This window comes from Burkholderia sp. 22088, assembly GCF_052045915.1.
Taxonomy (GTDB): domain Bacteria; phylum Pseudomonadota; class Gammaproteobacteria; order Burkholderiales; family Burkholderiaceae; genus Burkholderia; species Burkholderia cepacia.
The window spans coordinates 73,891-96,928 of record NZ_JBQEPY010000006.1 but is presented as its reverse complement, the minus strand read 5'-3'; the positions used below and the strand labels follow the sequence as shown (position 1 = coordinate 96,928).

At 63.8% G+C, this 23,038-nt stretch carries 21 protein-coding genes and 1 tRNA gene; 11 read left to right on the top strand and 11 right to left on the bottom strand.

Annotated elements, in window-relative coordinates; genetic code table 11:
• Window positions 1-308: 308 nt before the first annotated feature.
• From ACTJLD_RS13260 to ACTJLD_RS13245, 4 genes are all read left to right on the top strand, one after another.
• On the top strand, window positions 309-1,430 hold the full coding sequence (locus tag ACTJLD_RS13260) for a glycosyltransferase family 4 protein (RefSeq protein ID WP_060173655.1): 1,122 nt from the start codon (window positions 309-311) through the stop codon (window positions 1,428-1,430).
• The gene (locus tag ACTJLD_RS13255; RefSeq protein ID WP_440658975.1) at window positions 1,427-2,188 is read left to right on the top strand and encodes a polysaccharide deacetylase family protein; all 762 of its coding nucleotides are present in this window, start codon (window positions 1,427-1,429) and stop codon (window positions 2,186-2,188) included. Before ACTJLD_RS13260 ends, ACTJLD_RS13255 begins: the two co-directional genes overlap by 4 nt.
• Window positions 2,188-4,008, top strand: a complete 1,821-nt coding sequence (locus ACTJLD_RS13250; protein WP_440658974.1) for an ArnT family glycosyltransferase — start codon at window positions 2,188-2,190, stop codon at window positions 4,006-4,008. The genes ACTJLD_RS13255 and ACTJLD_RS13250 overlap by 1 nt, the downstream gene beginning before the upstream one ends.
• 167 nt (window positions 4,009-4,175) lie before the next feature.
• On the top strand, window positions 4,176-6,047 hold the full coding sequence (locus tag ACTJLD_RS13245; RefSeq protein WP_440658972.1) for a clostripain-related cysteine peptidase: 1,872 nt from the start codon (window positions 4,176-4,178) through the stop codon (window positions 6,045-6,047).
• Between the two features lie 391 nt (window positions 6,048-6,438).
• Here ACTJLD_RS13245 and ACTJLD_RS13240 read toward each other — a convergent pair whose 3' ends face one another.
• Window positions 6,439-7,680: an MFS transporter gene (locus ACTJLD_RS13240; protein ID WP_060086204.1), complete on the bottom strand. Its 1,242-nt coding sequence runs from the start codon at window positions 7,678-7,680 to the stop codon at window positions 6,439-6,441.
• A 138-nt stretch (window positions 7,681-7,818) separates the two neighbouring features.
• Here ACTJLD_RS13240 and ACTJLD_RS13235 point away from each other — a divergent pair, with 138 nt between their 5' ends.
• On the top strand, window positions 7,819-8,709 hold the full coding sequence (locus tag ACTJLD_RS13235) for a LysR substrate-binding domain-containing protein (protein WP_027789638.1): 891 nt from the start codon (window positions 7,819-7,821) through the stop codon (window positions 8,707-8,709).
• Between the two features lie 269 nt (window positions 8,710-8,978).
• On the opposite strand, the gene ACTJLD_RS13230 is transcribed toward ACTJLD_RS13235, so the two are convergent.
• Entirely contained in the window at window positions 8,979-9,122 is a 144-nt protein-coding gene (locus ACTJLD_RS13230) for a hypothetical protein (protein ID WP_155687493.1), read from the bottom strand.
• A 410-nt stretch (window positions 9,123-9,532) separates the two neighbouring features.
• Here ACTJLD_RS13230 and ACTJLD_RS13225 point away from each other — a divergent pair, with 410 nt between their 5' ends.
• The 5 genes from ACTJLD_RS13225 to ACTJLD_RS13205 all read left to right on the top strand — a co-directional run bounded on the left by ACTJLD_RS13225 (window position 9,533) and on the right by ACTJLD_RS13205 (window position 15,442).
• On the top strand, window positions 9,533-12,283 hold the full coding sequence (locus tag ACTJLD_RS13225) for a type VI secretion system Vgr family protein (protein ID WP_440658971.1): 2,751 nt from the start codon (window positions 9,533-9,535) through the stop codon (window positions 12,281-12,283).
• Window positions 12,280-12,858 carry a hypothetical protein gene (locus tag ACTJLD_RS13220; protein ID WP_060312699.1) on the top strand — a complete coding sequence of 193 codons (579 nt, stop codon included), beginning with the start codon at window positions 12,280-12,282 and terminating at the stop codon, window positions 12,856-12,858. Before ACTJLD_RS13225 ends, ACTJLD_RS13220 begins: the two co-directional genes overlap by 4 nt.
• 3 nt (window positions 12,859-12,861) lie before the next feature.
• Window positions 12,862-14,646: a LysM peptidoglycan-binding domain-containing protein gene (locus ACTJLD_RS13215; RefSeq protein ID WP_060349953.1), complete on the top strand. Its 1,785-nt coding sequence runs from the start codon at window positions 12,862-12,864 to the stop codon at window positions 14,644-14,646.
• Complete coding sequence (locus ACTJLD_RS13210; protein WP_060312695.1) at window positions 14,643-15,128, top strand: hypothetical protein; 486 nt, start codon at window positions 14,643-14,645, stop codon at window positions 15,126-15,128. Before ACTJLD_RS13215 ends, ACTJLD_RS13210 begins: the two co-directional genes overlap by 4 nt.
• A 62-nt stretch (window positions 15,129-15,190) precedes the next feature.
• Window positions 15,191-15,442 (top strand): PAAR domain-containing protein, encoded by a 252-nt coding sequence (locus tag ACTJLD_RS13205; RefSeq protein ID WP_060312694.1) that lies wholly within the window; start codon window positions 15,191-15,193, stop codon window positions 15,440-15,442.
• Between the two features lie 446 nt (window positions 15,443-15,888).
• Here ACTJLD_RS13205 and ACTJLD_RS13200 read toward each other — a convergent pair.
• A tRNA-Leu gene (locus ACTJLD_RS13200) sits at window positions 15,889-15,973 on the bottom strand.
• Between the two features lie 151 nt (window positions 15,974-16,124).
• Between ACTJLD_RS13200 and ACTJLD_RS13195 the strand changes: the two genes are divergently transcribed.
• A complete protein-coding gene (locus tag ACTJLD_RS13195; RefSeq protein ID WP_440658969.1) occupies window positions 16,125-17,450 on the top strand; it encodes a leucine-rich repeat-containing protein kinase family protein in 1,326 nt (441 codons plus the stop codon).
• 40 nt (window positions 17,451-17,490) lie between these two features.
• Here ACTJLD_RS13195 and ACTJLD_RS13190 read toward each other — a convergent pair whose 3' ends face one another.
• The 8 genes from ACTJLD_RS13190 to ACTJLD_RS13155 form a co-directional block, all read right to left on the bottom strand.
• Entirely contained in the window at window positions 17,491-18,120 is a 630-nt protein-coding gene (locus ACTJLD_RS13190) for a LysE family translocator (RefSeq protein ID WP_440658968.1), read from the bottom strand.
• Between the two features lie 98 nt (window positions 18,121-18,218).
• A complete protein-coding gene (locus tag ACTJLD_RS13185) occupies window positions 18,219-18,392 on the bottom strand; it encodes a hypothetical protein (protein ID WP_021163271.1) in 174 nt (57 codons plus the stop codon).
• A 31-nt stretch (window positions 18,393-18,423) separates the two neighbouring features.
• Complete coding sequence (locus ACTJLD_RS13180; RefSeq protein WP_059485187.1) at window positions 18,424-18,870, bottom strand: copper chaperone PCu(A)C; 447 nt, start codon at window positions 18,868-18,870, stop codon at window positions 18,424-18,426.
• A gap of 81 nt (window positions 18,871-18,951) precedes the next feature.
• Entirely contained in the window at window positions 18,952-19,317 is a 366-nt protein-coding gene (locus tag ACTJLD_RS13175) for a copper resistance CopC family protein (RefSeq protein WP_124533120.1), read from the bottom strand.
• 302 nt (window positions 19,318-19,619) lie between these two features.
• Window positions 19,620-19,997, bottom strand: a complete 378-nt coding sequence (locus tag ACTJLD_RS13170; protein ID WP_060312688.1) for a DUF2946 domain-containing protein — start codon at window positions 19,995-19,997, stop codon at window positions 19,620-19,622.
• A 92-nt stretch (window positions 19,998-20,089) separates the two neighbouring features.
• Window positions 20,090-20,584, bottom strand: a complete 495-nt coding sequence (locus tag ACTJLD_RS13165; protein ID WP_440658965.1) for an SRPBCC family protein — start codon at window positions 20,582-20,584, stop codon at window positions 20,090-20,092.
• A gap of 58 nt (window positions 20,585-20,642) precedes the next feature.
• Window positions 20,643-20,945, bottom strand: a complete 303-nt coding sequence (locus ACTJLD_RS13160) for a 2Fe-2S iron-sulfur cluster-binding protein (RefSeq protein WP_042977775.1) — start codon at window positions 20,943-20,945, stop codon at window positions 20,643-20,645.
• 65 nt (window positions 20,946-21,010) lie between these two features.
• Window positions 21,011-22,915, bottom strand: coding sequence for a sigma-54-dependent Fis family transcriptional regulator (locus ACTJLD_RS13155; RefSeq protein ID WP_174392605.1), 1,905 nt, complete (start codon window positions 22,913-22,915; stop codon window positions 21,011-21,013).
• Window positions 22,916-23,038 lie beyond the last annotated feature (123 nt).

The window sequence follows — 23,038 nt, the reverse complement described above, 5'->3', positions numbered from 1 at the left end:
AACAAGGTGACCGGGCAGAAATGAAAAAAATGAAGGCCTGAACACCTTACACCCGGATGCTTATTTTTTAGAGAAATTCCGTCGATATTCCGGAATAAATAATCTTACAGAGTCAATACAATCGTGTGACCGATGCGGTTTATATCGGACACGTTTCCCTCGGGAAATCCTGAATTATTCGATTGCGAATCGTGCGGCGTTACGCGGCGCAACTGGGTGAAACCGGTTCTTGCATCCGCGTGACAGAGGGGCATGCCTGTCGATAAATGCGGGCGCACGTGCGTGACACCGTCTGAAGAATACAAGCGATGAAAATTCTCTATACCAACTTTCATGGCGGAAATGGTGGTGGGCATGACACCTATATCTATCACCTTGCGGCCGGTCTGGGCCGTCGGTATCGCGTCGCGGTCGCATCGCCGGCCGGCAGTCGCCTGTCGCGCATGGTCGATACGCTACCGGGTGTGCGCATCGTCGACATGCAGTTCAAGCCGTGTTGGCGCACATTTCTCCCCGAGTTGGTGCGGCTGCGGCGCCTGATCCAGCAATCCGCGTTCGACATCATCCACGTCAACGGCTCGGCCGATCACCGGCAGGTCATGCTCGCACTCGTGGGCTGTCGCACGCGACCATCGGTCGTTTTTACGAAACACAACACCTATGCGGCCGGCAGCATCGGTAATTTTTTGCGGGCGCGGTTCGCGACGGACACGACGATCGCCGTCAGTGACTACGTCCGGCTGATGCTCGAGCGGCAGTCACCGTACGGCGACATCACGGTAATCAAGCATGGCGTGCAGTTGCCGCCGCATACGGGCGGGCAGGCCGAGATCCGGCGTCGGCGAATCGGGTATTTCGGCGAAGCCGGTGCGGACGCCATTGTGCTCGGCAGCGTCGCCGGCACCGGGCCGCACAAGGGGTGGAGCGATTTGGTCAGCGCGCTTGCGCAATTGCCGGATGCATTGCGCGCGAAGTTTCGCGTGCTGCTTGCAGGCGACTGGCCGTCGAAGGAGCAGCGCGAATTCGTCGCGCATTGCGGCGTGGCCGCGAACGTCGCGTTCGTCGGTCCGACGGATCGGACGCATGACATCCTCGCGACCTGCGACGCATCGTTCGTGCTGTCATATCACGAAAGCCTGTCGTTTGCGTGCCGCGAAGCGATGTCGATGGGCCGTGCCGTGATCGTGACCGATGTCGGCGGCTTGCCGGAAAACGTCGACGACCGGATCGACGGCTGGATCGTTCCGCCGCGATCGCCCGAAGCGATCGCCGCCGTCCTGCGCGAGATTGCCGAACATCCCGAACGTGTTCCCGAGATGGGGCGCGCCGCGCGCGCAAGGAGCGAACGCGAGTTCAGTTTCGCGCGGTTCATCGACGAAACGAGTTCGGTTTACCGTGCGTCGATCCGCGGGACGGCGGTGTCTGCATGACCGGTGTTCCGACGCAACCGCCGGTCACGCCGCAGGAGCGGCCGTCGGCAAAACGCGCCGCGTGCGTCCCGATTCTGATGTATCACCAGATTCGCCCGTTACCGCCGCATTCGGACGTATTGCGCGGCCTGAGCGTCGATCCGCGCGCGTTTCGGCGCCAGATGCGTGTGCTGAAGGCGCTGGGCTATCGCGGCATGTCGGTCACCGACTTGCAGCGGCGGCTGCCGCAGGCGCGGCGCGAGAAGCTGTTTGCCATCACGTTCGACGACGGTTTTCGCAATGTGGCCGAGCATGCGCTGCCCGTGCTCGATGCGCTCGGCTTTACCGCGACCTGCTACTTCGTGTCGGGCAGGCTGGGCGGCAGCAATGATTGGGATCGCAGGCTCGCGACGGCCGAGGGCGCGTTGATGGATCTCGGTGCGCTGCGCGAATGGTACGCGCACGGGCACGAGGTCGGCGCGCATACCGTCGATCATGTTGTGCTGTCCGACGTGCCTTCACCGGCTGCGTGGCGGCAGATCGCGCATTCGAAGGCGCAACTCGAGGATGCGGCCGGATGCCCGATCGTGTCGTTTTGCTATCCGTATGGTGCGCTCGACGCGAACGTGCGGCGACTTGTCATCGAAGCCGGCTTCCAGAACGCGACGACGACCGTGCGCGGACGTGCTGATGCGCGTACTGATCCGTTTCTGCTGCCGCGTATTGCCGTGCCGGGCGGGCGTGGCGTCACGCGCTTTCTCGGGAGGTTCTTCCGGTGATGCGCGACAGATCCGCCGCAAACGCCGGACGGCTTTGCCGTGCGGGCCCGCTGCATGCAGGGCGCGGCACACCGTCCGGATTCGACGCGGATTGGGTCGCGCGGCCGATAGTGCGCGTGCTGCTGTTCGTCGCGCTGGGAGTCGCGTATCTGGCGCCGGGCATCATTGGCCACGACCCGTGGAAACAGGACGAGGCCTACACGTTCGGGATCATTCGGCACATGCTCGATTCCGGCGACTGGATTGTGCCGGCCAACACCGGTACGCCGTTTCTCGAGAAGCCGCCGCTGTACGACTGGGTCGCGGTCGCGTTCGCGCGCCTGCTCGGCGCGATCTTGCCGTTGCATGACGCGGCGCGGCTTGCGAGCGCATTTTTCGCGGCGCTGGCGTTCGGCTTCACCGCGCGTGCGGCGCGCGTGGCAACCGGCTCGACACGCTGGTTCGAGCTGGGCGTGCTCGGTCCCGTCGCGCTGTGCGCCGGGACGCTCGTGGTGCTCAAACACTCGCACGACATGATGACGGACGTTGCGCTGATGGCCGGCGCGGCGATCGGTTTCTGCGGTCTGCTCGAACTTGTCGCGGGGCTCTTGCAAGGCGGCCATGCCGATTACTGGGCGGCCGCGCGGCTGGGCGTCGGCATCGGAATCGCGTTCATGTCGAAGGGCCTGTTCGTGCCGCTCGTGTTCAGCGCGACCCTCGGTGTCGCGCTCGTGCTTTATCCGGCGTGTCGCACGCGTGCCTGCGCGCGTGCGCTCGCGATGGCTGCGCTCGTCTGCGCACCGTTCGCGTTGATCTGGCCGACGGCGCTCTATCTGCGTTCGGAAACGCTGTTCGCCGTCTGGTTCTGGGACAACAACGTCGGCCGCTTCTTCGGTTTCTCGGTGCCGATGCTCGGCGCCGAGAACGACAAGCTGCTGTTCATCTGGCGTGCATTGCTGACGGTCGGGTTTCCGGTTGGTCCGCTCGCGGTCGTGGCGATCGCCGGTGGTGTGTTGCGCGGCTGGCGCAATCCGTCGATCGCGCTGCCGGTCGCATTCGCCGCGATCGGGCTGATCGTGCTCCACTTTGCCGCGACGTCGCGGCAACTCTACGTCCTGCCGTTTATCGGGCCGCTGTCGCTCATCGCCGCGCGCAGCGTCGAGCGTATACCGGCTCGCGTGCATGTCGCGTGGGATTACGCGAGTCGCGGCCTGTTCGGTGCATGTGCGGTGCTGGTGTGGTGCGTCTGGCTTGCGATGACGCACGACACGCTGCCGCGCGACATCTTCGGGTGGTTGGGGGGCTGGCTGCCGCTTGACTGGACGATTCCTCTGCAACCCGCGGCGATCTGCGCGGCGTTCGCGCTGAGCGTCGGCTGGCTTGCCGCGTTGCTGTTGCTGCGCGGAGCGGGCCCGTGGCGTGGTGCGTTGTCGTGGGCCAGCGGCGTGGTGCTCGCCTGGGGCCTTGTCTACACGCTGTTGCTGCCCTGGCTCGACGTAGCGAAAAGTTATCGGTCGGTGTTCGACGACCTGAAGATCCAGCTTGCACGCGAGTGGCGCGCGGGCGATTGCATCGCGAGCCCGGGGCTCGGCGAATCCGAGGCGCCGATGCTCGATTACTTCGCCGGACTCCGCTACGTACCGATGGACGAGCCGCGTGCGCGCGCGTGCCGCTGGCTCGTCGTACAAGGCATGCGCGGTGCGGTGCCGGATCCAGGGGCGTCATGGGCGCCGTTCTGGCATGGCGCGCGCCCCGGCGATACGCGCGAGGCACTCGCCGTTTATCGCGCGGTGAACGGTGAGTGGCCGAGTGCCGGGTCGAATTTGCCGGAGCGCAGATGACGACGCGCAGCGGACGCCGCGGTTGTTGGCTCGCGATACTGGTGATCGGCGCGTTGATGTTGCTCGTCGCGGAACTGATCGGAATCGTTGCTTCGCTCGTCGGTCAGGTGTGAGGGGGCGAGGCGTGATGCGAAGGACAACGGATGAGTACATTTCAGGAGAAAACAATGGGAAAGCGCTGGTGCATGACGTGGAGGCGGATCGGATGGCTGCTCGCGGGTTTCGCGCTGGCCGGATTGATGAGCGCTTGCGGATCGGGAGACGATTCGATAACGGCGACGGCCGAGCGTACGGTGCTCGTTTATCTTGTCGGTTCGGATTTGACATCGGACCTTCAATCCGATCTTGACACGATGACCAAGGCCACGGCCGGTACGAACGTGAATATCCTGGTTACGACCGGCGGCGGAGACCAGGTGCAGAAGGACGTCGACTGGACTCGGACTCAACGTTGGCAGCTCTCGCAGGGGCGGCGAACCAGGCTGGCCGACCTCGGAGGGCAGGACATGGCGGCATCGGCCACGCTGAGCGATTTTCTCGAATGGGGTATCCGGCAGTATCCGGCGAAGCGGGTCGCGGTCATTCTGGGCGATCACGGGGGCGGCCCGAATGGCGGCTTTGGTTATCGGACGACGACGAAGGCCGAGCGCGATGCGGGGGACCTCCCGCGTTTGTCGTTGCGGGACATGACCCAGGCGTTTCAGCGCGCGACCGCGGCCACGGGAAAGCGCTTCGATCTGGTCGGGTTCGACGCATGCCTGATGGCCAGTGTCGAGGTTGCCGCCGCGTTTCGCCCGTATGCGGACTATCTGGTCGCATCCGAGGATCTTGAATTCGGCGGGTGGGATTACGCCAGCGTATTGGGCGGTCTCGTCGCACAGCCTGGTATGAATGCCCGAGACCTGGGAACGCTGATCGTCAACAGCTATGCCGGCTTGCGCGCGGGAGACAATCCGGATTTCACGGTTTCGCTCGTCGACCTGGGGGCGCTGGACAGTGTCATCGGCGTGGCTGACGCACTGGGCCGCGATCTCTATGCCAACGGAAACAGTGTGGAGGACATCGCACGTGCACGCGTCAACGCGCGTTCGTTCGATACCGACTGGACGAGAGTCACCGATATGGTCGATCTGGTGCAGTTTTCAAGGGCGCTCGAGCTTGCGGCGCTGCCGAGGCCGACTGTCGCGAGCAGTGAGGTCGAAAAAGCGCTGAATCAGGCCGTCGTCGTCAAGCGGGCGGGAAGCAACCGGTCGCTGGCGCAAGGATTGACGATTTTCATGCCGGCAGGCGCTGCGTACGACACCGCCGTCATGAAGACATACGACAGCCTGGATTTCAGCACGTCCTACCGGCGTTTTGTCGGCGAATACGGCGCGGCATTGCGGGCGGCGCTCGATGTACTCGTCCAGATCTCGCCGCCAGTCGCGACCGGCGATGATGTTCAGGCTTTCGCGTATTCCCCGAAGCTCTGGCAGGAAGAAGTGCCGATGGCTGCGCTTGAAGACAGCGTCGGGCAAATCGTGGCAGTTCGTCCTATCGGACCGGCGTCACCTGCCACGGCCGGGGATGCGAATTTGGGCGGCGATTTCCGCAAGCTCTCGACCAAATTGTCGGAGCCATGGTACGCGCTCAATGGTTGCATCGTGTCGGTGATTCCGGGCGTAACTGGCGATACCGAAACATCGTTCGTGATCCCGGTATCCTACCGCGAGGAGACGTCCACCACAGAAGTCACCGGCTTCTTGCTGGCGTCGGGAGAGCCGGGTGGTGACATGACTCTGAAGGGGTTCGTGCCGTTACTTGGCACGGCAGTCGGTCATGTGACGCCGATCGGCTCAACGTGGACATTGACGCCGCAGCTTTGGAGGGCTGACCTGTCGGCATGGACCATTCCCGACCCGGAGACTGTCGTATGCAAGGCGGCCGTGGCGCAGGACGGAAGCTGGAAAATCGGAAGGACCGGGAAGCCCGACTCGTATCGATTCCGGTTCGCCGTAGCAGACCTGGCGAACCGCTTGCGTCTGTCTCCCGAGATGTGACGAAGAACCCTGTTCCCCTCGGAGAGGAGCAGGGTCCTGGAACGTCCGGGGCGCGCTCCGGCTCATGTTCGATCTTTCCGATTCGCTCGAAGTACTCGACCCGACCGGCAGTGCGTTCACCGTGCAGCCAGACGACCTGCCGGGCTTGCCGCAGTCGCCGGCAAGCCGTTCGGCGCGGTGCCGGAAGCGGTAGCGCCGGCCGATCGGGGGGGGTGCGGACGTTGTTTGGGCATTGCTCGCGTGTGAGCAACAACGCGGTGAAGCGGCAGAATGGGCCGGCATCCTGATCGATGCGCGACTATCCCGATGCGTGGCGTACTTGAAGCAGGCCACGGGGGACCGGATCGCGCGCGACCCGCGCCGCACCCGTGATGTGCCCTTTACGTACCCACTACGCCCGTGCCAGCCGGCGCGCAGCCAGCAGCCCGAGCACGAGCAGCACCGCGACGTAAGCGGCGACGCCCGTCCACGCGCCGTGTTGCCAGAACGTGCCGCCGATCGACCCGAGCACGCTCGACCCGAGATAGTACGCAAGCAGGTACAGCGACGCGGCGTGCCCCTTCGCGGCCCCCGCGAGATAGCCCACCCAGCCGCTCGCGACCGAGTGGGCAATGAAGAAGCCGATCGTGACGAGCACGATGCCGACGACGATCGCGGCGAGCGAATGCGACAGCGTCAGCGCGAGGCCCGCCGCGAACACGAGCACGCCGCTGACGAGCACCGGTGCGCGTCCGAGACGGTCGGCGAGCGCGCCGGCGCTCGATGACGACACCATCCCGAACAGGTAGGCGCCGAAGATCAGCCCGCACGCGGTCGCACTCAGGTTGAACGGGGCCGCGGTGAGCCGGAAGCCCGCATAGTTGTAGATCGTCACGAACGCGCCCATCACCAGGAAGCCGATCGCGAACACGAACGGGAGCCGCGCGTGACGCAGTTGCTCGCCCCACAGCCGGACGTGATGGCGCAGCGTCAGGTCGGTGCGCTTCACGAAGCGCCGCGACGGCGGCAGCAGCATCACGAACGCGGCCGCCGCGACCAGGTCGACGACACCGATCGTCAGCATTGCCGTGCGCCACGAGAAGTGCTCTTCCAGCATGCTCATGCCGATCCGTCCGACCATGCCGCCGAACGCGGTTCCGCCGACATAGAGCCCCATCGAGAAACCGAGCCCTTCCGACGCGATTTCCTCGGCGAGATACGCCATCGCGACAGCCGGGACGCCGCCCAGCGCGAAACCTTCCAGCGCGCGCCAGACCAGCAGCAGGTTCCAGTCGGGCGACAGCGCGGCGAGCACGTTGAACAGCGCAGCGAGCGTCATCGACGCGAACATCAGCCCGCGCCGCCCGACGCGTTCGGACAGCGCGCCGGCGCACAGAATGGAGATCGCCAGCATCCCGGTCGACAGCGACAGCGAGAGCGAACTCGAGGCCGCACCGAGCCCGAACTCGCGTGCGAACGCGGGAAGCAGCGGCTGGACGCAGTACAGCAGCGAGAACGTGGAAAAACCGGCAAGGAAGAGCGCCAGAGCGATGCGCTTGTAGGCGGCCGAGCGCGGGGAAATGCCGGCGGGCAACGCATCGGGCGTGGCCTGTTGCGCGCCGGGCAGGGCACGGGAAAGCGAAGGGGAGGACATGACTGCGCTCGATGTGCGAAGGAACGCCTGAATTCTTGCGCACGGTCATGTATATGTCCAATATATGAAAGTAACCGCAGCGATATGTTTAACCACTGGCTGGTGAACCCACCCGGCACACCGTGAGAGCACGTACGAATGGAACTCCGGCATCTCCGTTATTTTCTGGCCGTGGCGGCCGCGTCGAATTTCACCAAGGCTGCCGAGGCGCTCGGCATCGGGCAGCCGCCGTTGAGCCAGCAGATCAAGGCGCTCGAAAGCGAGCTCGATGTGGAACTGTTCAGGCGGACCGCGCGCGGCGCCGAGCTGACGCTGGCGGGCGAGGTCTTCGCGCAGGAAGCGCGCCGCGTGCTCGACGCCGCCGAGCGTGCGGTGCGCGCGGCAAGGCGGGCCGCGCGCGGGGAAACCGGGCATCTGCGCGTGGGTTTCACCGGGACGGCGGCGTTCAATTCGAAAGTGTCGGACCTGATCCGGCGCTTTCGGGAAGCGTTTCCGGATGCCGAGCTGACGTTGCAGGAGGCCGCGTCGCGGATGCTGCTGGAGGCGCTGGAGGCCGGGCACCTCGACGTCGCGATCGTGCGGCCGGCACGCCGGGCCGCCGCGACGTTGCGGATGCTCGACTGGGACGACGAACCGATGTTCGTCGCGCTGCCCGTTGCGCACCGGCTGGCGCAGCGGCGGCGGATCGATCTGGTGGAGCTGGCTGACGAGTCGTTCGTGCAGGTGCCGAGGGAGGCCGGCGGCGCGCTGTTCGACCATATCGTCGCCGCATGCAATGCCGCCGGGTTCGAGCCGCGCATGGCGCAGCCTGCGCCGCAAATGGCGTCCGCGGTGACGCTGGTTGCGGCCGGGCTCGGCGTGTCGGTCGTGCCGAAGGCGATTACGCAGGTGCAGGTTGCCGGAGTCGTCTATCGGCCGTTGGCGGGGGATGCGTTGCGGGCGCGGCTCGCCATTGCGTCACGATGCGATGAATCGTCGGCGGTGGTCCGGAATTTTCTGATGCTGGCGGGGGAGGATGGGGCGGCGTGAGGGCCGCGGAAACAAAAACCGCGAAGCCATGTGCCGTCGCGTTTTTCGAACATGCTTGAAGAGCGATGATGTTGTATTCGACGGGATGTTGGCCTTCGCATTTGAATGACTTCAATATCGACGAAGAAGTATTTTTGTTAATTGGCGTGCGTTGCCGTCTGCAATCTGTCGGTGTTGATCGCGAGATGAAAATGAAGGATGGATTCTGGAATTTTCAATCGATGATCGTCGTGATCGGTTGTGGAGCTTGTCGGTGAGGAATTCACTATTCATTCGCTGCGCCACGCAGAAGAGGGTTGCCTGCTTGCCAGGAAATTGACGTTGATTTCAATTTCACCGGCACGCAGGTCGATGATGGGGTGCACGGGAGATCCCTGTTGCCCAATGGCTGGAATTTCCTTGTCGTTCGCCACGATCACGACCTGCCAGGCGCCGACCGGGTGGTGGGAAGCCGATCGATGTCATCAGGGAGCACTTCGCCGGTTCATGCGGACTGCAGCGGCGGCCATGCTGACATCGGTGCCAGTGACGACAACCTGATCAAGCGACGAGTATTACGAATCTGTTTTTCTGTCATATAAATTGAAAAGAAATAGAAAGACGATCGTTTGGCAATTTGAATGATTCTGTCATCAAAATGCGAAACTCGGTTCTTTAATAATTCGTGTATCAACTTTTACGTGATCTTTTTGTTGTTTTCGCGAGCCGGGTACATTCTCACGACTCGTTGCTGCCGCTAGAATTGCGGCGGCATGACGGGAAGCCGTTCCCGTGAGAGTGCAGGCCGCTGCAGGCTTGCAAAGAACAAGAAGACGGATAACGAATGAACATGAACGAAGTGGCTCAGGCGATTCGTGGCGGCCTGATCCAGCAGGACCGCCTGCTCAAGACAAGCATTCCGGCGTTGCCGGAGAATGCGCTGGTGCCACGACGAGCCGTGACTTGTTCCGAACTTGGCCGTGACTACAGCGTCACGCTCGATATGGTATCCACGGCAGGCGACATCGAGCTGAAAACGCTGATTGCCCAGCCGATGACACTCTGGATTCAGCAAGCGAACAAGTCCTATCGACCGCTCAACGGTTACATTCATACGGCTCGCAGACTGGGTGCCGACGGCAGCCTTTCGAGCTATCAATTGACCTTCGCTTCGTGGATGCATTTCCTCAAGTTCCGCAGCGATATGCGGTATTGGCAGGACAAGAGCGTCGACACCATCATCACGGACGTATTCAATGCGCATCCGCAAGCCCAAGGGCAATTCGAATTTGCTCTATTGAAGCCGCTGCCTCCGCGTTCGTATTGCCGCCAGAGCGAGACTGACTGGAATTTTGTCCATCGGTTGCTGGAGGAGGAGGGGCTGTTCGGTTTCTGGCGGCAGGATAAAGACGGGAAGTCGCATCGACTCGTCGTGACCGACGACGTCTACTCGCTCGATGAGATGTCTCCCAATTCAGTCGGTTTCTCCAGATCGGGTACGGGTGGAGAAACGGATGCTTTTACGCAGTGGGCGGGTTCGCGGACATTGCAAAGTGCGGTGCACACCACACGCACGTTCGACTACAAAGCGCCTTCGTCCTTCGCCAATCCCAAAGGCACGACATTGCCGACGATGTCCGGCCAGGGGAGTTTGCCGGAGCAGGCCGAAGTTTACGAATACACGGGCGCTTATACGTATTTGGATCGCAATCGCGGTGAGCATCTCTCGAAGATGCACCTGGAGGAATGGGAGTCCCGGGCAAAGCGATTTTTCGGCGTGGGCGGCGTGCGGGGGATCGATGCCGGCTGCCGTTTCGTGTTGACCGGGCATCCGGAGCATGACCGCGATTCGGCAGCTCAGCGTGAATTCGCCGCAATCAAGGTGCATCGGTATATCGAGAACAACCTGCCGCTGTCGAGTCATGAATCGAGCTTTCCGTACAGCCTGCAGGGCGAACTCGCCCAGGCCAAGCTCGCGCAGGCGGGCGGAGTCGTTGCACACGCTGACGGTTCAGTCGGCTTTTATCGGGTGGAGGTCGAGGCGCAGCGTGTGACGGTCCCGTATCGGAGCCCGTTCGAGCACAAGAAGCCGGCGATGGAACTGGAAACGGCAATCGTCGTCGGGCCGCAGGGCGAAGAGGTCTATACGGACGCGCTGAATCGAGTCAAGGTCATGTTCATCTGGGACCGGCAAAACTCGGGAAATGCGAGCGCGTCGTGCTGGGTGAGAGTCGCCCAGTCGGACACGGGGGGCGGTTACGGGAGCGTTCACGTTCCACGTGTCGGCGAGGAAGTGCTGGTCGGTTACGTCGGTGGAGACTGTGACAGGCCCATCGTCCTGCACCGTGTATACAACGGGAACGTTCAACCGCAGTGGCACAGTAACGGCATCCTTTCGGGTTACCGGTCGAAGGAGTATTCAGGGGCCGGTTATAACGAAATGGTTCTGGACGATGCGACGGGACAGAATCGCGCAAGACTGTTCAGCAGCAATGGCAACAGTTTGCTGCATCTGGGATACCTGATCGATCAGAACGGCAACGCGCGCGGCTCGTATCTGGGCTCGGGATTCGACCTGAAAACGGATGCGTATGGTGCCGTGCGAGCCGCACGGGGGTTGTACGTCACGACACATGCGAAACAGGCGAACAGTCAGCAACTCGACGTGCGCGAAGCCCAGCAGCAGCTCGTCGGCGCCGAAAGCACGATCGAAGCAATGTCGCGGGTAAGCCTGGCGCATCAGGCAGAAGGTCTCGCCGAAGCGCACGAATCGCTGAAGGCGTTTACCGATGCAACGCAAGGCAACGCGCAGGGCGTGCAGTCGGGCGGCAGAACGGCGGGCGGTGGCGCCGGCAACGCCAATGTTTTCAGGACCCCCGTCATGCTGCTTGCCAGCCCGTCCGGCGTTGCGTTGTCCACGCAGCAATCGGTCCATGTCACGAGCGATCAGCAGACCAATCTGGTCAGCGGGCAAGGCATGTTCATCGCCAGCGGAAAGTCGCTCGTCGCGAGCGTCGCGGAGAAGATCAGTCTGTTCGTGCAGAACGCAGGGATGAAATTGTTCGCGGCGAAAGGCAAGGTCGAGATTCAGGCGCAGGGTGACCAGATGGCGCTTGCCGCGTTGAGGGATCTGACGATCACCAGCACCGATGGAAAGGTGGTGATCTCGGCGGCAAAGGAGGTCTGGATCGGCGCAGGCGGATCGTACATCCAGATCAATGGCAACGGGATCGTCAATGGTTCGCCGGGCACGATTCTGGAGCGGGCCGCGAGCTGGGATGTGCCTGGCCCGGATTCGGCGCGCATGCCTTTGCCGCCGATGCCCATACCCCAGAGCGCGGGCCCGTACAGCTTGCGATTCGATCTGTCGGGGGCGCTCGCAGATGGAGAAATACTCGGCAATGCACCGTACATGATCAAGGTCGGCGAGGATTCTCACTATTACGGAACGCTTGATCAGGATGGCATGACCGGCAGAATCTTCACGGAGTCGGAAGAGACGGTACAGGTCAGCGTGAGGAACGGCGATTGGACTCATCATTTGGACACGGTCCACGATGACCTGTTTTCTAGCGGAGATGGAGTGCAGGAATGACGCAGGAACACACTGAAAAAGTGCGATTGAAGGGATTCTTCGAAGTCCGTTCGTATCAGGCCCGGTTCAGATTTTTCTGGATGGTTTTGTTTTGTTCGGCGGCATTCGGTTGCAAGGCACAGAGCCAGGTTTCCGTGGCGGAAAATGTCACGCCGGCAAGCTCGGAATATAAAACCGAGATCTTCAATCTCGTGGATCCGGATGGAAGTCAGGCCGAAACCCCGGCCGGCCGGACGCTGTCGAGCGCGTTCGACCACTTTCTGAATGCGTCCGGCCTGGATGTGCAGATGCTTCGAAAACGCCTGCTGAGTGGCCCTGCGACACAAGGATCGCTCTGGCGGGTGGGCGATTCACGCGAGTGGCTCTACCATATTTGCCAGGCCAATCAGTGCAACGTTACGAACGTCGCGATGCTTTATGACGAACAGTCTCATCGCACCGCCGGACGCTTGCTGTATCGCTGCGCGCCGCAATGGCTGGGAAGTCCGAGCGCAGCTGAAAAGACGTTGATCGAGACGCAATATCCGATCAGGATCGATGCGGACGACGCTCGAATTTTTTGCAAGAAGAAGTGAACCATGAGCAAGGGCGGAATCAAGGAATTCCTGGGCGCACTCTTTCAGAGCGAGGGTGGCGGGAACTATCAGGTCATCAACAAGTACGGATACGTCGGTAAATATCAGTTTGGCGAGTCCGCGTTGAGCGATCTGGGTTATTACGTGTCGGACGGTACGTCTCCCATCATCAAATTGCCGAACCACCATACGAAGTTCCAGTATCAATGGAAAGGAACCTGGACCGGAAAGGATGGAATCCACAGTCTGGAGGATTTCAGGAACTCTCCCGATGAACAGGACGTGGCGGCTGTGTCATGGGTCCGGTTGCTTTGTTCGAGAGCTCGTCAGCAAGGTGCGGATCAATATGAGGGCAAGGTCATTGCCGGCATAACGATCACGCACTCCGGTATTGTCGGCGCGGCTCACCTCAAGGGTTTCGGAACAGCCAAGCATCCCGGCGTGATGAAATTCCTTGAATCGAATGGAGCCGACGATCCTTCGGATGCGAACGGCACTACGGTTTCAGACTACATCGACAAGTTCGGCGACTACGATCTCGGCTGCTGCTCGGGTGCACTGGGCGTTCAGTTCGTCAACAAGAAAAAACAGCCCGTTTCCGGCGTGCACTACCAGGTGAAGTCTGGAGGGAAAGTACTGCAGGAAGGCCATAGCGACGCGTCCGGAAAAATCAGTCAGCCCGTCAAGAACATTCCGTTCACACAGACGCTGGAGGTCTGGGTGAGGGAGGTGGAGACGAATCTCGAGCGGGCATGGACGGGTTCGCTTTCCGGCTCGTTTGCCACGTTGACGCTGACGAGTCCGCATAGCAAAGTCGAAGCCCGGACAAATTCGCATCCCGGGGCGCCGGGGGATCACCGACGGAATAGCAAGCTGGGCGCGTATACGGTCAAGAGCGGCGATTCGCTATGGAAAATTGCGCACCAGCACGGGACGAGCGTTGCCGAGCTCCGGCGAGTCAATCCAGGGCTGGACGGCAATTTGATCAAGCCGGGGCAGCAAATCAAGCTGCCGTCGAATGGTGCGGCGTCGGGAGCCGCGCGCTCTTCAGCGGCGGCATCTTCGACGCCGGTGTCGCCGGCGGCAGCGCCCTCTCCAGCGGCAACATCGTCGGCACCCGTGCCGCCGGGAGCAACGTCCTCTCCAACGGCGGCATCTTCAACGCCTGCTTCGTCGGCCGAGCAGGCGGATGCGTCTTCTCCGGCCACGCATCAAGCGAAAGTGACCCGCAACGACAATGGTCATCCTGTTGCCGTGGCGCACGCGTCCGATGATGCGCCGCCGGACGGCGACCCCAAGCAGAAGATGTTCGAGATTTTGCGCAGGGACGCCAAGTACGGTAAGCGAAAGGCGAATTTCAGCGGGCCTGCCGCGGTCAAGAAGGCGAAGTTGGGGCAGCCGATCTACAGTGTCGCCAAAGCGCCCGGTGTGTCGACGATGGAGTGCTGGAAGTATGTGAAAATCGCGCTCATGGCTTCCGGCATGGTCGATTCGTACCCGCCACAGGTCGAAGCCAAAGATGCCGGAATCGATCTTGAAAAGGCTGGATTCAAAAACATTCTTTCCGACCCGTCCTATCGCATCGCCAGCCCCTATGATGCCCCCGAGGGTGCCGTGATCGTCTACGGTACGACCGATGGATCGACTCATGGTCACGCCGAGGTCGTACTGCCCGGACCGCTTTTCGCGAGTGATTACATCAGTCCGAATAGCAGGGTGATGCGCAAGGGCGAGAAACCCACGTTGATCGGAAAGGGTAGAAAGGTAACGGGAGTCTGGATCAAATGAAATGGAATGCCTGGTTTTTGATTTCTGGCGCAGTGCTTTCTTGCTGGGGGGCGACAGTTCTGGCCGATCAAGGCAACGCCGATCCGTTCGTCGCGTTTCAGCAGCGGTTCGGCGGCAATCAGGAGTTCGTTTGCACGGCAAAGGGAGGGAAGAAACTTTCCGTCAATGTTGGCGTGCCTCAGGCGGATGCCGATCAGATGAAGGTGGTGCCCCGCCAGGAGTGGGGCAATACCCTGTCGGTCTACCTCTCCGCTGGCGAGGGGAAGCCGATTGATTCGTCATGGGGAACGCCGGCATTCGATCAATCGATGAAGTTCATGTCGATACGGTTGCGGAACGGCAAGACGCTCGTTTTCGAGCGATTTCGAAATATCCCCGATCCCGATGCGGACGAAAAGCATCTCGATCGCAAACCGTACTTCAATCTGACGATCGATAGCGGAGCAAAGCTGCCTTGCAGTCAGGTCTTCAACTTGCCCTGACGCGTGAATATCTCGTTGATCCTGTTGCGGCAGTCGACAGGTTGCCGAATGAGGGAAACTCCATGATTGATCTGATTCGACTCGGCGACACCACTGACCACGGGGGCGAGGTCATTACCGCTTCGGAGACCATGCGCTACGGCGGACGGCGTGTGGCGCGCAAGGGCGACCTCGTGAAGTGTCCCCGGCATCCTGACGTGAATCCGAACGTGATTCTGGAAGGCGATGCCAAAATAACCGATCGCGGCATATGGGTCGCCCGACAGGGGCACCACGCTACGTGCGGGTGCGCGCTGATTTCGAGCATCCGGTAAGTTTGCTGTCCCTGCGGCGCAGTCAAAAGTCACGCGCATGATCGAACGGCCAAAAATGGCCGTGTGCGCATTGAACGTCGTGGTCGTATCGACCAACGTGGCTTGTGCCCGTGATCCGGGCACAAGGGAATGCCGCATTGAAGTCGACCGGACATCGGTCATTTGCTTCTCTCGGATCGCGGAGAGGGGCTGCGCCGTCAGTAAAGAGCGACGCACAGCGTTCCCGACAGTGTCCGATCGAATGGACTTCAAGCTGGAAAGGGGAGCGTGCGGTTATCGATGTGGGCCATGCTCCGACAGGTCTTGTCGGCCGGCAATTGGCACATGCCGCGTCAGGCGGGTGATGAGGAAGGAACCACGACGAAAACCTCGTTGCGAGGCGGCTGGATCGTCGGAACCGACGCAAGGCGGGGACTGCTGAACTCGAAGCGCGGTTAAACCGCATCTGGTGCCGACGGCGAGACTCGAACTCGCACAGCTTTCGCCACTACCCCCTCAAGATAGCGTGTCTACCAATTTCACCACGTCGGCACTGCATTGCACTGCAAGGGGCGCAATTGTAGCGTCACATTTCGCGTTTGTGAAGAGGGTGTGACACGATGGGCGGATGCGCGAAAGCGATCCCGGTAGAATTCGGGCGATCGACCCGATGGCCGCCGCAACCGCAACCCGTTTTCTCCGCGTGACACATACCCTCGAACAACTGCAGGCCGGGCAACTGGCCGGCGCACGGCAACTCAAGCTCGCATGCGGGTTGACGGCCTTTCCGCGCGAGATTTTCGATCTCGCCGACACGCTCGAAGTGCTCGACCTGACCGGCAATGCGCTCACCGCGCTGCCGGACGACCTGCCGCGCCTGCATCGCCTGCGCATCCTGTTCGCGTCCGGCAACCGCTTCACCGCGTTCCCCGGCGTGCTCGGCGCGTGCGAACAGCTCGACATGATCGGCTTCAAGGCGAACCGGATTCAAACCGTGCCGCGTGGATCGCTGCCGCGCGCATTGCGCTGGCTGATCCTCACCGACAACGCAATCGACGAGTTGCCCGCCGATATCGGCGATTGCTCGCGCTTGCAAAAGCTGATGCTTGCCGGCAACCGGCTGCGCACGCTGCCGGCCGGGCTGGCCGCCTGCCGCGCGCTCGAACTGGTGCGCCTGTCGGCGAATCACCTGGACGAACTGCCGGACTGGCTGCTGCGGATGCCGCGGCTCGCGTGGCTTGCTGCCGCCGGCAATCCGTTCGGTGCGGCACCGGAAGCCGCGGCGTCGGCGGAGCCGGATGTCGCGGACGTCGATTGGGCATCGCTCGCATGCGGGCAGAAGCTCGGTGAAGGCGCATCGGGCGTGATTTACCGCGCGCAATGGACGGCGGATAACCGTGCGCCGCGCGCGGTCGCCGTCAAGCTGTTCAAGGGCGCGGTGACGAGCGACGGCCTGCCCGATTGCGAAATGGCCGCATGCCTGCATGCCGGCCGCCACCCGAACATGATCCCGGTGATCGGCAAGGTGCGCGGGCACCCGGACGGCACGCACGGTCTCGTGATGGAACTCGTCGATCCCGCGCTGACGAATCTCGCGGGGCCGCCGAGCTTCGCGACCTGCACGCGCGACGTGTATGCCGACAGCACGGGATTCGAGCCTGCCGCGGCGCTGCGGATCGCGCACGGCATCGCGTCGGTCGCGGGCCATCTGCACGAACGCGGCATCATGCACGGCGACCTGTATGCGCACAACATCCTGCACGACGGCGCCGGTGGCGCGTTGCTCGGCGATTTCGGCGCGGCGTCGTTCTACGACGTGAGCGACCGCATGCGTGGTGCGCGGTTCGAACGGCTCGAGGTGCGCGCGTTCGGTTACCTGCTCGGCGAGTTGCTCGATCGATGCGGGCAGCAGGCGTGGGCCGGCCGGCCCACGCTCGACGCACTGGCGGCAGCCTGTTTGAACGAGGATGTCGACGCGCGGCCGTCGTTCGTGGAGATCACCGCCGCGCTGGCTGCGCAAACACGCTGACGGGACGGCACGGCAAGTTCGGTCTCGGCAATACGAGCGCTTACGCCTGCCGCGCAGTCAGCAGCTTGATCCCGAGCCCGACGAACAGCAGCCCGCTGGCGCGCTTGAGCGCAAGCACCGCGCGGCTCATGCCGAAGCCGTGATGGAACCGGCGCACGCCGGCCGAATAGATGCTGTGAACGATCACGACGGTGCATGCGATCGTCGCGTACATCACGACGAACTGCAGCGCGAGCGGGCGGTCGTGCACGATGAACTGCGGCATGAACGCCGACAGGAAGATCATCGTCTTCGGGTTGCTGCCCGACACGAACAGCGCTTCGCGGAACAGCTTCCCGCGGTCGGGCGCGGCGAGCTCCGCCGCGCCGGTCGACGCGCCGGCCTTGCGATCGCCGCGCAGTTGCCTGACGCCCAGGACCATCAGGTACGCGGCGCCGGCCACCTTCATCGCGACGAACAGCGGCGGCATCGCGGCGAGCACCGCGCCGACGCCGAGTGCGACGAGCACCACGACCACGCCCTGCGCGACGAGATTGCCCGCGATCGTCGCGGCCGTGCCGTGCGTGCCGTAGCGCACCGTGTTGCGGATGACGAGCAGCACGTTGGGGCCCGGCGACAGCGTCGTGGCGAGATAGGCTGCGGCAAACAGCATCCAGGTCTGAAAGGACATGCGGCGCTCCGAGAGGCGGTTCCGGCGGGCGGGATGGCGCGATGATGCCACGCCAATATATGGCCCGGGCTTGCCCGGAACTGTGCCGTCTCGGCGCGTCAGCGCGCGTCGCGCATGCAGTACGCGGGGATCGACGGTGGCGTATCGATCGCGGCAGGCCGCGTCATCCACGCGATCCATCCGGCCCATATCCCGCAGACGATCAGCACGGCGACGTTCAGCGGCGTCCGGTAGCGGACGATCAGGTCGGCCAGCGGCAGGCGGTGTTTCATGTGCGTCTCCTTCGATCGGGGGCGGGCGGCGTTACTGGCCGGCGTAGGTCGGCGCCTTGGCGTCGCAGGTCACGGATACCGTCGAACCGTCCGCGAAACGCAGCCGGAACGGCACCTTCGCGCCGGGCGCGACGGCCTGGCGCGGCTGCTCCAGCATCACGTGATAGCTCTTCGGCTTGAAGGTCACCGTGCCGTGCGCGGGCACTTCGACGGCGTCGACGTGAACCATCTTCGCGGTGCTGCCGTTCGTTTGCGTTTCATGCAGCATCGCCATTCCGTATGCGGGCGTGTCGAGGCCCGTCAGCGTGACGGGCGCGTCGCCGTCGTTCTTCAGCGTGAAGTAGCCGGACGACGGCACGGTCGCCGGCATCGCACGGATCCAGCAGTTTTCTGCCTGTACGGCCGGCGCGGCGAACGTGGCGGGAGCCTGCAGCGCGAGCAGTGCGAACAGCAGGCCGGTCGGAATCGGGCGTTTCATGGTTGGTTCTCCTGATGGGTGGATGCGGCGGCTATCGGCGGCGACGCGCTCGGCACGAAACGCCGATGCGCATCGCGAACGTCATTTCAGCGTGAACGCGTAGTGGCCTTGTGTGCGATGGCCATCGCTGGCCACCGCGATCCACGCGACCGTGTACGTGCCGGCGGTCAGGCTGGCCAGCGCGACGTGCATGCGTTTCCGGTTGCCGGCGTCGACGGACGATTTCCCATCGGCGACCGACTGCCCGTGGCTGTCGGTCACGGCGATCGAGCTGAAAGCGGGCTCGAGCGCCTCGCTGAAACCGATCGAGACCGCATGCGGCGCGGTTGAGAGCGTGGCGCCGGCGGCCGGTTCCTGCGTCTTCGGAAGTGCGTGTGCGTGGGCGGCCTGGATGGCGACGAAGCCGAGTGCGGCGAGCGTGCCGCGAGTGAAAGTGGCGGTTTTCATGGTTGAGTGTGCGAGTGGCGAATCGGATGAAGCAACACGGATTCGACGGACGGATGCACGCGCACCATCGCAGCAGCACCGATGGCGGCCGACGCCGGTGCGAACGTGCGCGGCCGGGCGCTTGCCCGCAGGCGAATGCCGGCGCGACGGTACGCACCGGCAGCAAGCGGCCGCACGCGCGGTACGACGCCGCGCGCAACACGGTGAGTCATGATCGTCCTTCGAAACGTGACACGTCGCGCACGCCGGCGGCGTGCGCGAGCCGCGCGATGCGCTACGGCATCACGGGCGTTGACGACGAATCAGGACGTGAACGGAGGGGCGCGCGGTTGTGCGGCCGTGAGCGGCAGCGCGCGGCGCAGGCTTTCGAAGCGGGTCGCTTCGCGATGCTGAATGACGTGCACGTTGGCCGCGAACGTCAGTTCGGGCGCGGGCAGGGCGGGCGTATGGGCGAGCAGGCTGCAATAGCCGCATGCCTGGAGGTGGGCCTGCAGGCTCTTTCGCGACGCATCGGCGGAGTGCTCGCCGGTGGCCGGCGCGGCCGTGCAGTAGCCGGCCAGCAGCGTATCGACGCGCTGCTGCGTCGTCAGGGCCTGCGAGATCGTCGGTGCGAGCGCCGTCATCAGGATGGCGAGCATCCCGATCAGACTGCCGATCTTCCGGAGACGACGACTCAGCATGCGATGCGCGGCGGCGTAGGGGCGACGATGGAGCGGATTATGCCACGCACGTCGAGTCGCATGTCGACACGGCGGTGCGGCGTTGCAGCGCGCTACGCGTGCCTGGCCAGGTATTTCGCGATCAGGGTCATCTGCGCGGCCCAGCCCTGATCGTTCATCTCGCGCGCCTTCGCGCGGCGCGTTTCGATCAACTGATCGAAGCCCGTTTCGGTGACCGTGAGCAGCGTGCCGCCGGCCTGCGCCGCGAGCGCGAACGTGACGAGCGTCATCGGTTCGGATGTGTAATCGAGATTCGGGTCGATCGCGAACGGATGCCAGCGAAAGGAGAACAGTTGCTTCGGCTCGACGCGATCGACGACGATTTCGAACACAGTGCCCGCATAGGGCTCTTGCGCCTTGGCGACGTCGTCGTCGACGCGGGTCGGCGTGATGCGGCCGAACAGCGGCTGCCCGGCCGCGAACGGCCCGTCGAACGAGACGCCGAACCACTGGCCGAATTCGCCGGAATTGCTGACGGCTTCCCACACGCGGTCGGGCGATGCGTTGAGCAGGGCCTGTTTTTCGATGCGATCGGTTTGCTGGGTCATGACGTTCTCCACACAGGATCAACCTTTGCCGGACGGCACGCGCGACCGCGGGCCGCGTCTAGTCGAGCATGACCGCGTCGGGCACGTCGAGCACGAGGTCCGACGTCGCGACGGCCACGCACGGCAGCGTATAGCCGTCGGCCTTTTCCTCGCGGCTCAGCCCCGGCCATTCGATCGTGTAGCGTACGCTGCCGCTGACGATCCGGCAAAGGCAGCTTCGGCATGTGCCGTTGCGGCACGAACGCGGCAGCGACACGCGCGCGAACGCGGCGGCTTCGAGCAGCGTGAGCGAATCGGGCGCATCGAAGGTCGCGCCGAGCGGCTCGATGCGCACGAGGGGAAGGTGTTCCGGATGGGTCATGGCGAAGGCGGGCGGCGATTCTGCGGCAACGCGCCAAGCATACCCGAACGGGCCGGCGGCCGGCGTCAATGCCGGCGCAGATGCCGGTACACGGTATTGCGGGCGAGGCCGAGCTCGCGCGCGGCCGCCGACACGTTGCCGCCATGCCGTGCCAGCACGGCATCGATCACCGCGGCCTGATGGTGTTGCAGCGTCGTGCCTTCATGCGGGCCGGCCGATGCGGCCGGTGCCGAGGATGACGGCGCCGCCGGTGCGTCGTCGCAGTCGAGCCAGAAATCGTCGGGCAAATGGGTGAGCGTGATTTCGTCTTCGTCCTCGGCCAGCATGCCGGCCGTGCGCAGCACGTTGGTCATCTGGCGCAGGTTGCCGGGCCAGCGGTGGCGCGTGAACGCGTCGAGCACGTCGGCCGCGATGCGGCGCGGCATCGGTTCGCTGCGTGCGAGCCGCGCGAGAATCCGCTCGACGAGCGCGGGCAGGTCCGTGCGTGCGGCGAGCGCCGGCAGCGTGACCGCGAGCCCGTTGATCCGGTAGAACAGGTCTTCGCGGAACGTGCCTTCCGCGATCATCGCGCGCAGGTCGCGATGGGTCGCGCAGACCACGCGCACGTCGACGGGCACCGCGCGCGCGCCGCCGAGCGGCATCACCGCGCGTTCCTGCAGCACGCGCATCAGCCGGACCTGCTGCGCGAGCGGCATGTCACCGATTTCGTCGAGAAACAGCGTGCCGCCATCGGCCTGCACGATCTTGCCGGGGCTGCCGCGCTTGCGCGCGCCGGTGAACGCGCCGTCCTCATAGCCGAACAGCTCGGCCTCGATCAGCGAATCGGGCAGCGCCGCGCAGTTGACCGCGACGAACGGGCCGTCCGCGCGAGGCGATGCCTGGTGCAGTGCGCGGGCGAGCCATTCCTTGCCGGTGCCGGTCTGGCCGAGGATCAACAGCGGCAGGTCGCGCCCGCGGATCTTCGCAACGCGTTCGAGCACGGCTGCCATGCGTGCGTCGCCCGTGTCGAGCGTCGCGAACGTGATCGCATCGGGGTCCGCTGTGCGCACGCGCGCGGCGGGTGCGGGCGGCGTGACGGCGACGGCGGTCTTGTGCGCTTCCGCGAATTCGCAGCGCGCCAGCACGCGTACGCCGGTCGACAGCGTGAGGCGGAACATCGCACCGGGTGCGCGTGCCGCCTGCTGCGCGAGCTGGCTGAAGCGCATGCCGAACAGCGCGTCGCTGGCCTGATGTTGCAGTGCGTCGAACGACGCGCCGAGCTGGAATTGTGCGCTGCGGTTCGCGGCGATCAGTCCGCCGTCGGGGCCGAAGGCGACGAGCCCGGCGAACAGCGAATCGACGCATTCCTCGTGCGCATGAAAGCGCAGCCGCAGGGCTTCCGCGCACTGGTTCGCGAACAGGTGGTTCTCGATCAATTGCGCGGACATCCGCACGAGCGCGAGCGTGTGCGGGCTCGAGCCGCGCGGATCGCCGCTGACGTCGAGCGTGCCGAGCGTGCGGCCGAACGGGTCGAAGATCGGCGCGCATGAGCAGGTGAGGATGTGGTTGGCGCGCAGGAAGTGTTCGTCGCCGTGCACGGCGACGGCCTGGCCCGATGCGAGTGCAGTACCGATCGCGTTGGTGCCGCGTGCGCCTTCCGCCCACGAAACGCCCGTGCACAGCGCGACGCGGTTGGCTTTTTCGATGAAGTCCGCGTCGCCGATGCTGTGCAGGATGACGCCGTCCGCGTCGGTCAGCAGCACGAGGCTTTGCGTGTCGGCGATTTGCGCGTGGAGGTTCTCCATGACCGGGCGGGCGTGCGAGAACAGCGCGTGATTCGTGTCGAGCAGTTCGCGCAGCGCGATGCGCGACAGCGGCGAGAAATCGGGACGTTCGTGCGCGCGCAGGCCGACCGCGGTCGAACGCGCATGCGCCTGCGCGAGCAGGTCGGTGCGACCCGCGGCGGCGGGCAGCACGAAAGGTTGCGGCATGACTTGTCTCCTGTCGACCCGAGTTAGCGCTTTAGCGCTTACTCGGGTCCCATGCTTCGCGGTCGGCCAGAGTTGGCGCTTTAGCGTTTACTCTGGTCCCATGCTTTGCGGTCGGCCCGAGTT

Excerpts from the sequence above, each read along its gene's own strand:
- ACTJLD_RS13260 (WP_060173655.1), top strand. The coding sequence starts at position 309 with ATGAAAATTCTCTATACCAACTTTCATGGCGGAAATGGTGGTGGGCAT.
- ACTJLD_RS13255 (WP_440658975.1), top strand. The coding sequence starts at position 1,427 with ATGACCGGTGTTCCGACGCAACCGCCGGTCACGCCGCAGGAGCGGCCG.
- ACTJLD_RS13250 (WP_440658974.1), top strand. The coding sequence starts at position 2,188 with ATGCGCGACAGATCCGCCGCAAACGCCGGACGGCTTTGCCGTGCGGGC.
- ACTJLD_RS13245 (WP_440658972.1), top strand. The coding sequence starts at position 4,176 with ATGGGAAAGCGCTGGTGCATGACGTGGAGGCGGATCGGATGGCTGCTC.
- ACTJLD_RS13240 (WP_060086204.1), bottom strand. The coding sequence starts at position 7,680 with ATGTCCTCCCCTTCGCTTTCCCGTGCCCTGCCCGGCGCGCAACAGGCC.
- ACTJLD_RS13235 (WP_027789638.1), top strand. The coding sequence starts at position 7,819 with ATGGAACTCCGGCATCTCCGTTATTTTCTGGCCGTGGCGGCCGCGTCG.
- ACTJLD_RS13225 (WP_440658971.1), top strand. The coding sequence starts at position 9,533 with ATGAACATGAACGAAGTGGCTCAGGCGATTCGTGGCGGCCTGATCCAG.
- ACTJLD_RS13220 (WP_060312699.1), top strand. The coding sequence starts at position 12,280 with ATGACGCAGGAACACACTGAAAAAGTGCGATTGAAGGGATTCTTCGAA.
- ACTJLD_RS13215 (WP_060349953.1), top strand. The coding sequence starts at position 12,862 with ATGAGCAAGGGCGGAATCAAGGAATTCCTGGGCGCACTCTTTCAGAGC.
- ACTJLD_RS13210 (WP_060312695.1), top strand. The coding sequence starts at position 14,643 with ATGAAATGGAATGCCTGGTTTTTGATTTCTGGCGCAGTGCTTTCTTGC.
- ACTJLD_RS13205 (WP_060312694.1), top strand. The coding sequence starts at position 15,191 with ATGATTGATCTGATTCGACTCGGCGACACCACTGACCACGGGGGCGAG.
- ACTJLD_RS13190 (WP_440658968.1), bottom strand. The coding sequence starts at position 18,120 with ATGTCCTTTCAGACCTGGATGCTGTTTGCCGCAGCCTATCTCGCCACG.
- ACTJLD_RS13185 (WP_021163271.1), bottom strand. The coding sequence starts at position 18,392 with ATGAAACACCGCCTGCCGCTGGCCGACCTGATCGTCCGCTACCGGACG.
- ACTJLD_RS13180 (WP_059485187.1), bottom strand. The coding sequence starts at position 18,870 with ATGAAACGCCCGATTCCGACCGGCCTGCTGTTCGCACTGCTCGCGCTG.
- ACTJLD_RS13175 (WP_124533120.1), bottom strand. The coding sequence starts at position 19,317 with ATGAAAACCGCCACTTTCACTCGCGGCACGCTCGCCGCACTCGGCTTC.
- ACTJLD_RS13170 (WP_060312688.1), bottom strand. The coding sequence starts at position 19,997 with ATGCTGAGTCGTCGTCTCCGGAAGATCGGCAGTCTGATCGGGATGCTC.
- ACTJLD_RS13165 (WP_440658965.1), bottom strand. The coding sequence starts at position 20,584 with ATGACCCAGCAAACCGATCGCATCGAAAAACAGGCCCTGCTCAACGCA.
- ACTJLD_RS13160 (WP_042977775.1), bottom strand. The coding sequence starts at position 20,945 with ATGACCCATCCGGAACACCTTCCCCTCGTGCGCATCGAGCCGCTCGGC.
- ACTJLD_RS13155 (WP_174392605.1), bottom strand. The coding sequence starts at position 22,915 with ATGCCGCAACCTTTCGTGCTGCCCGCCGCCGCGGGTCGCACCGACCTG.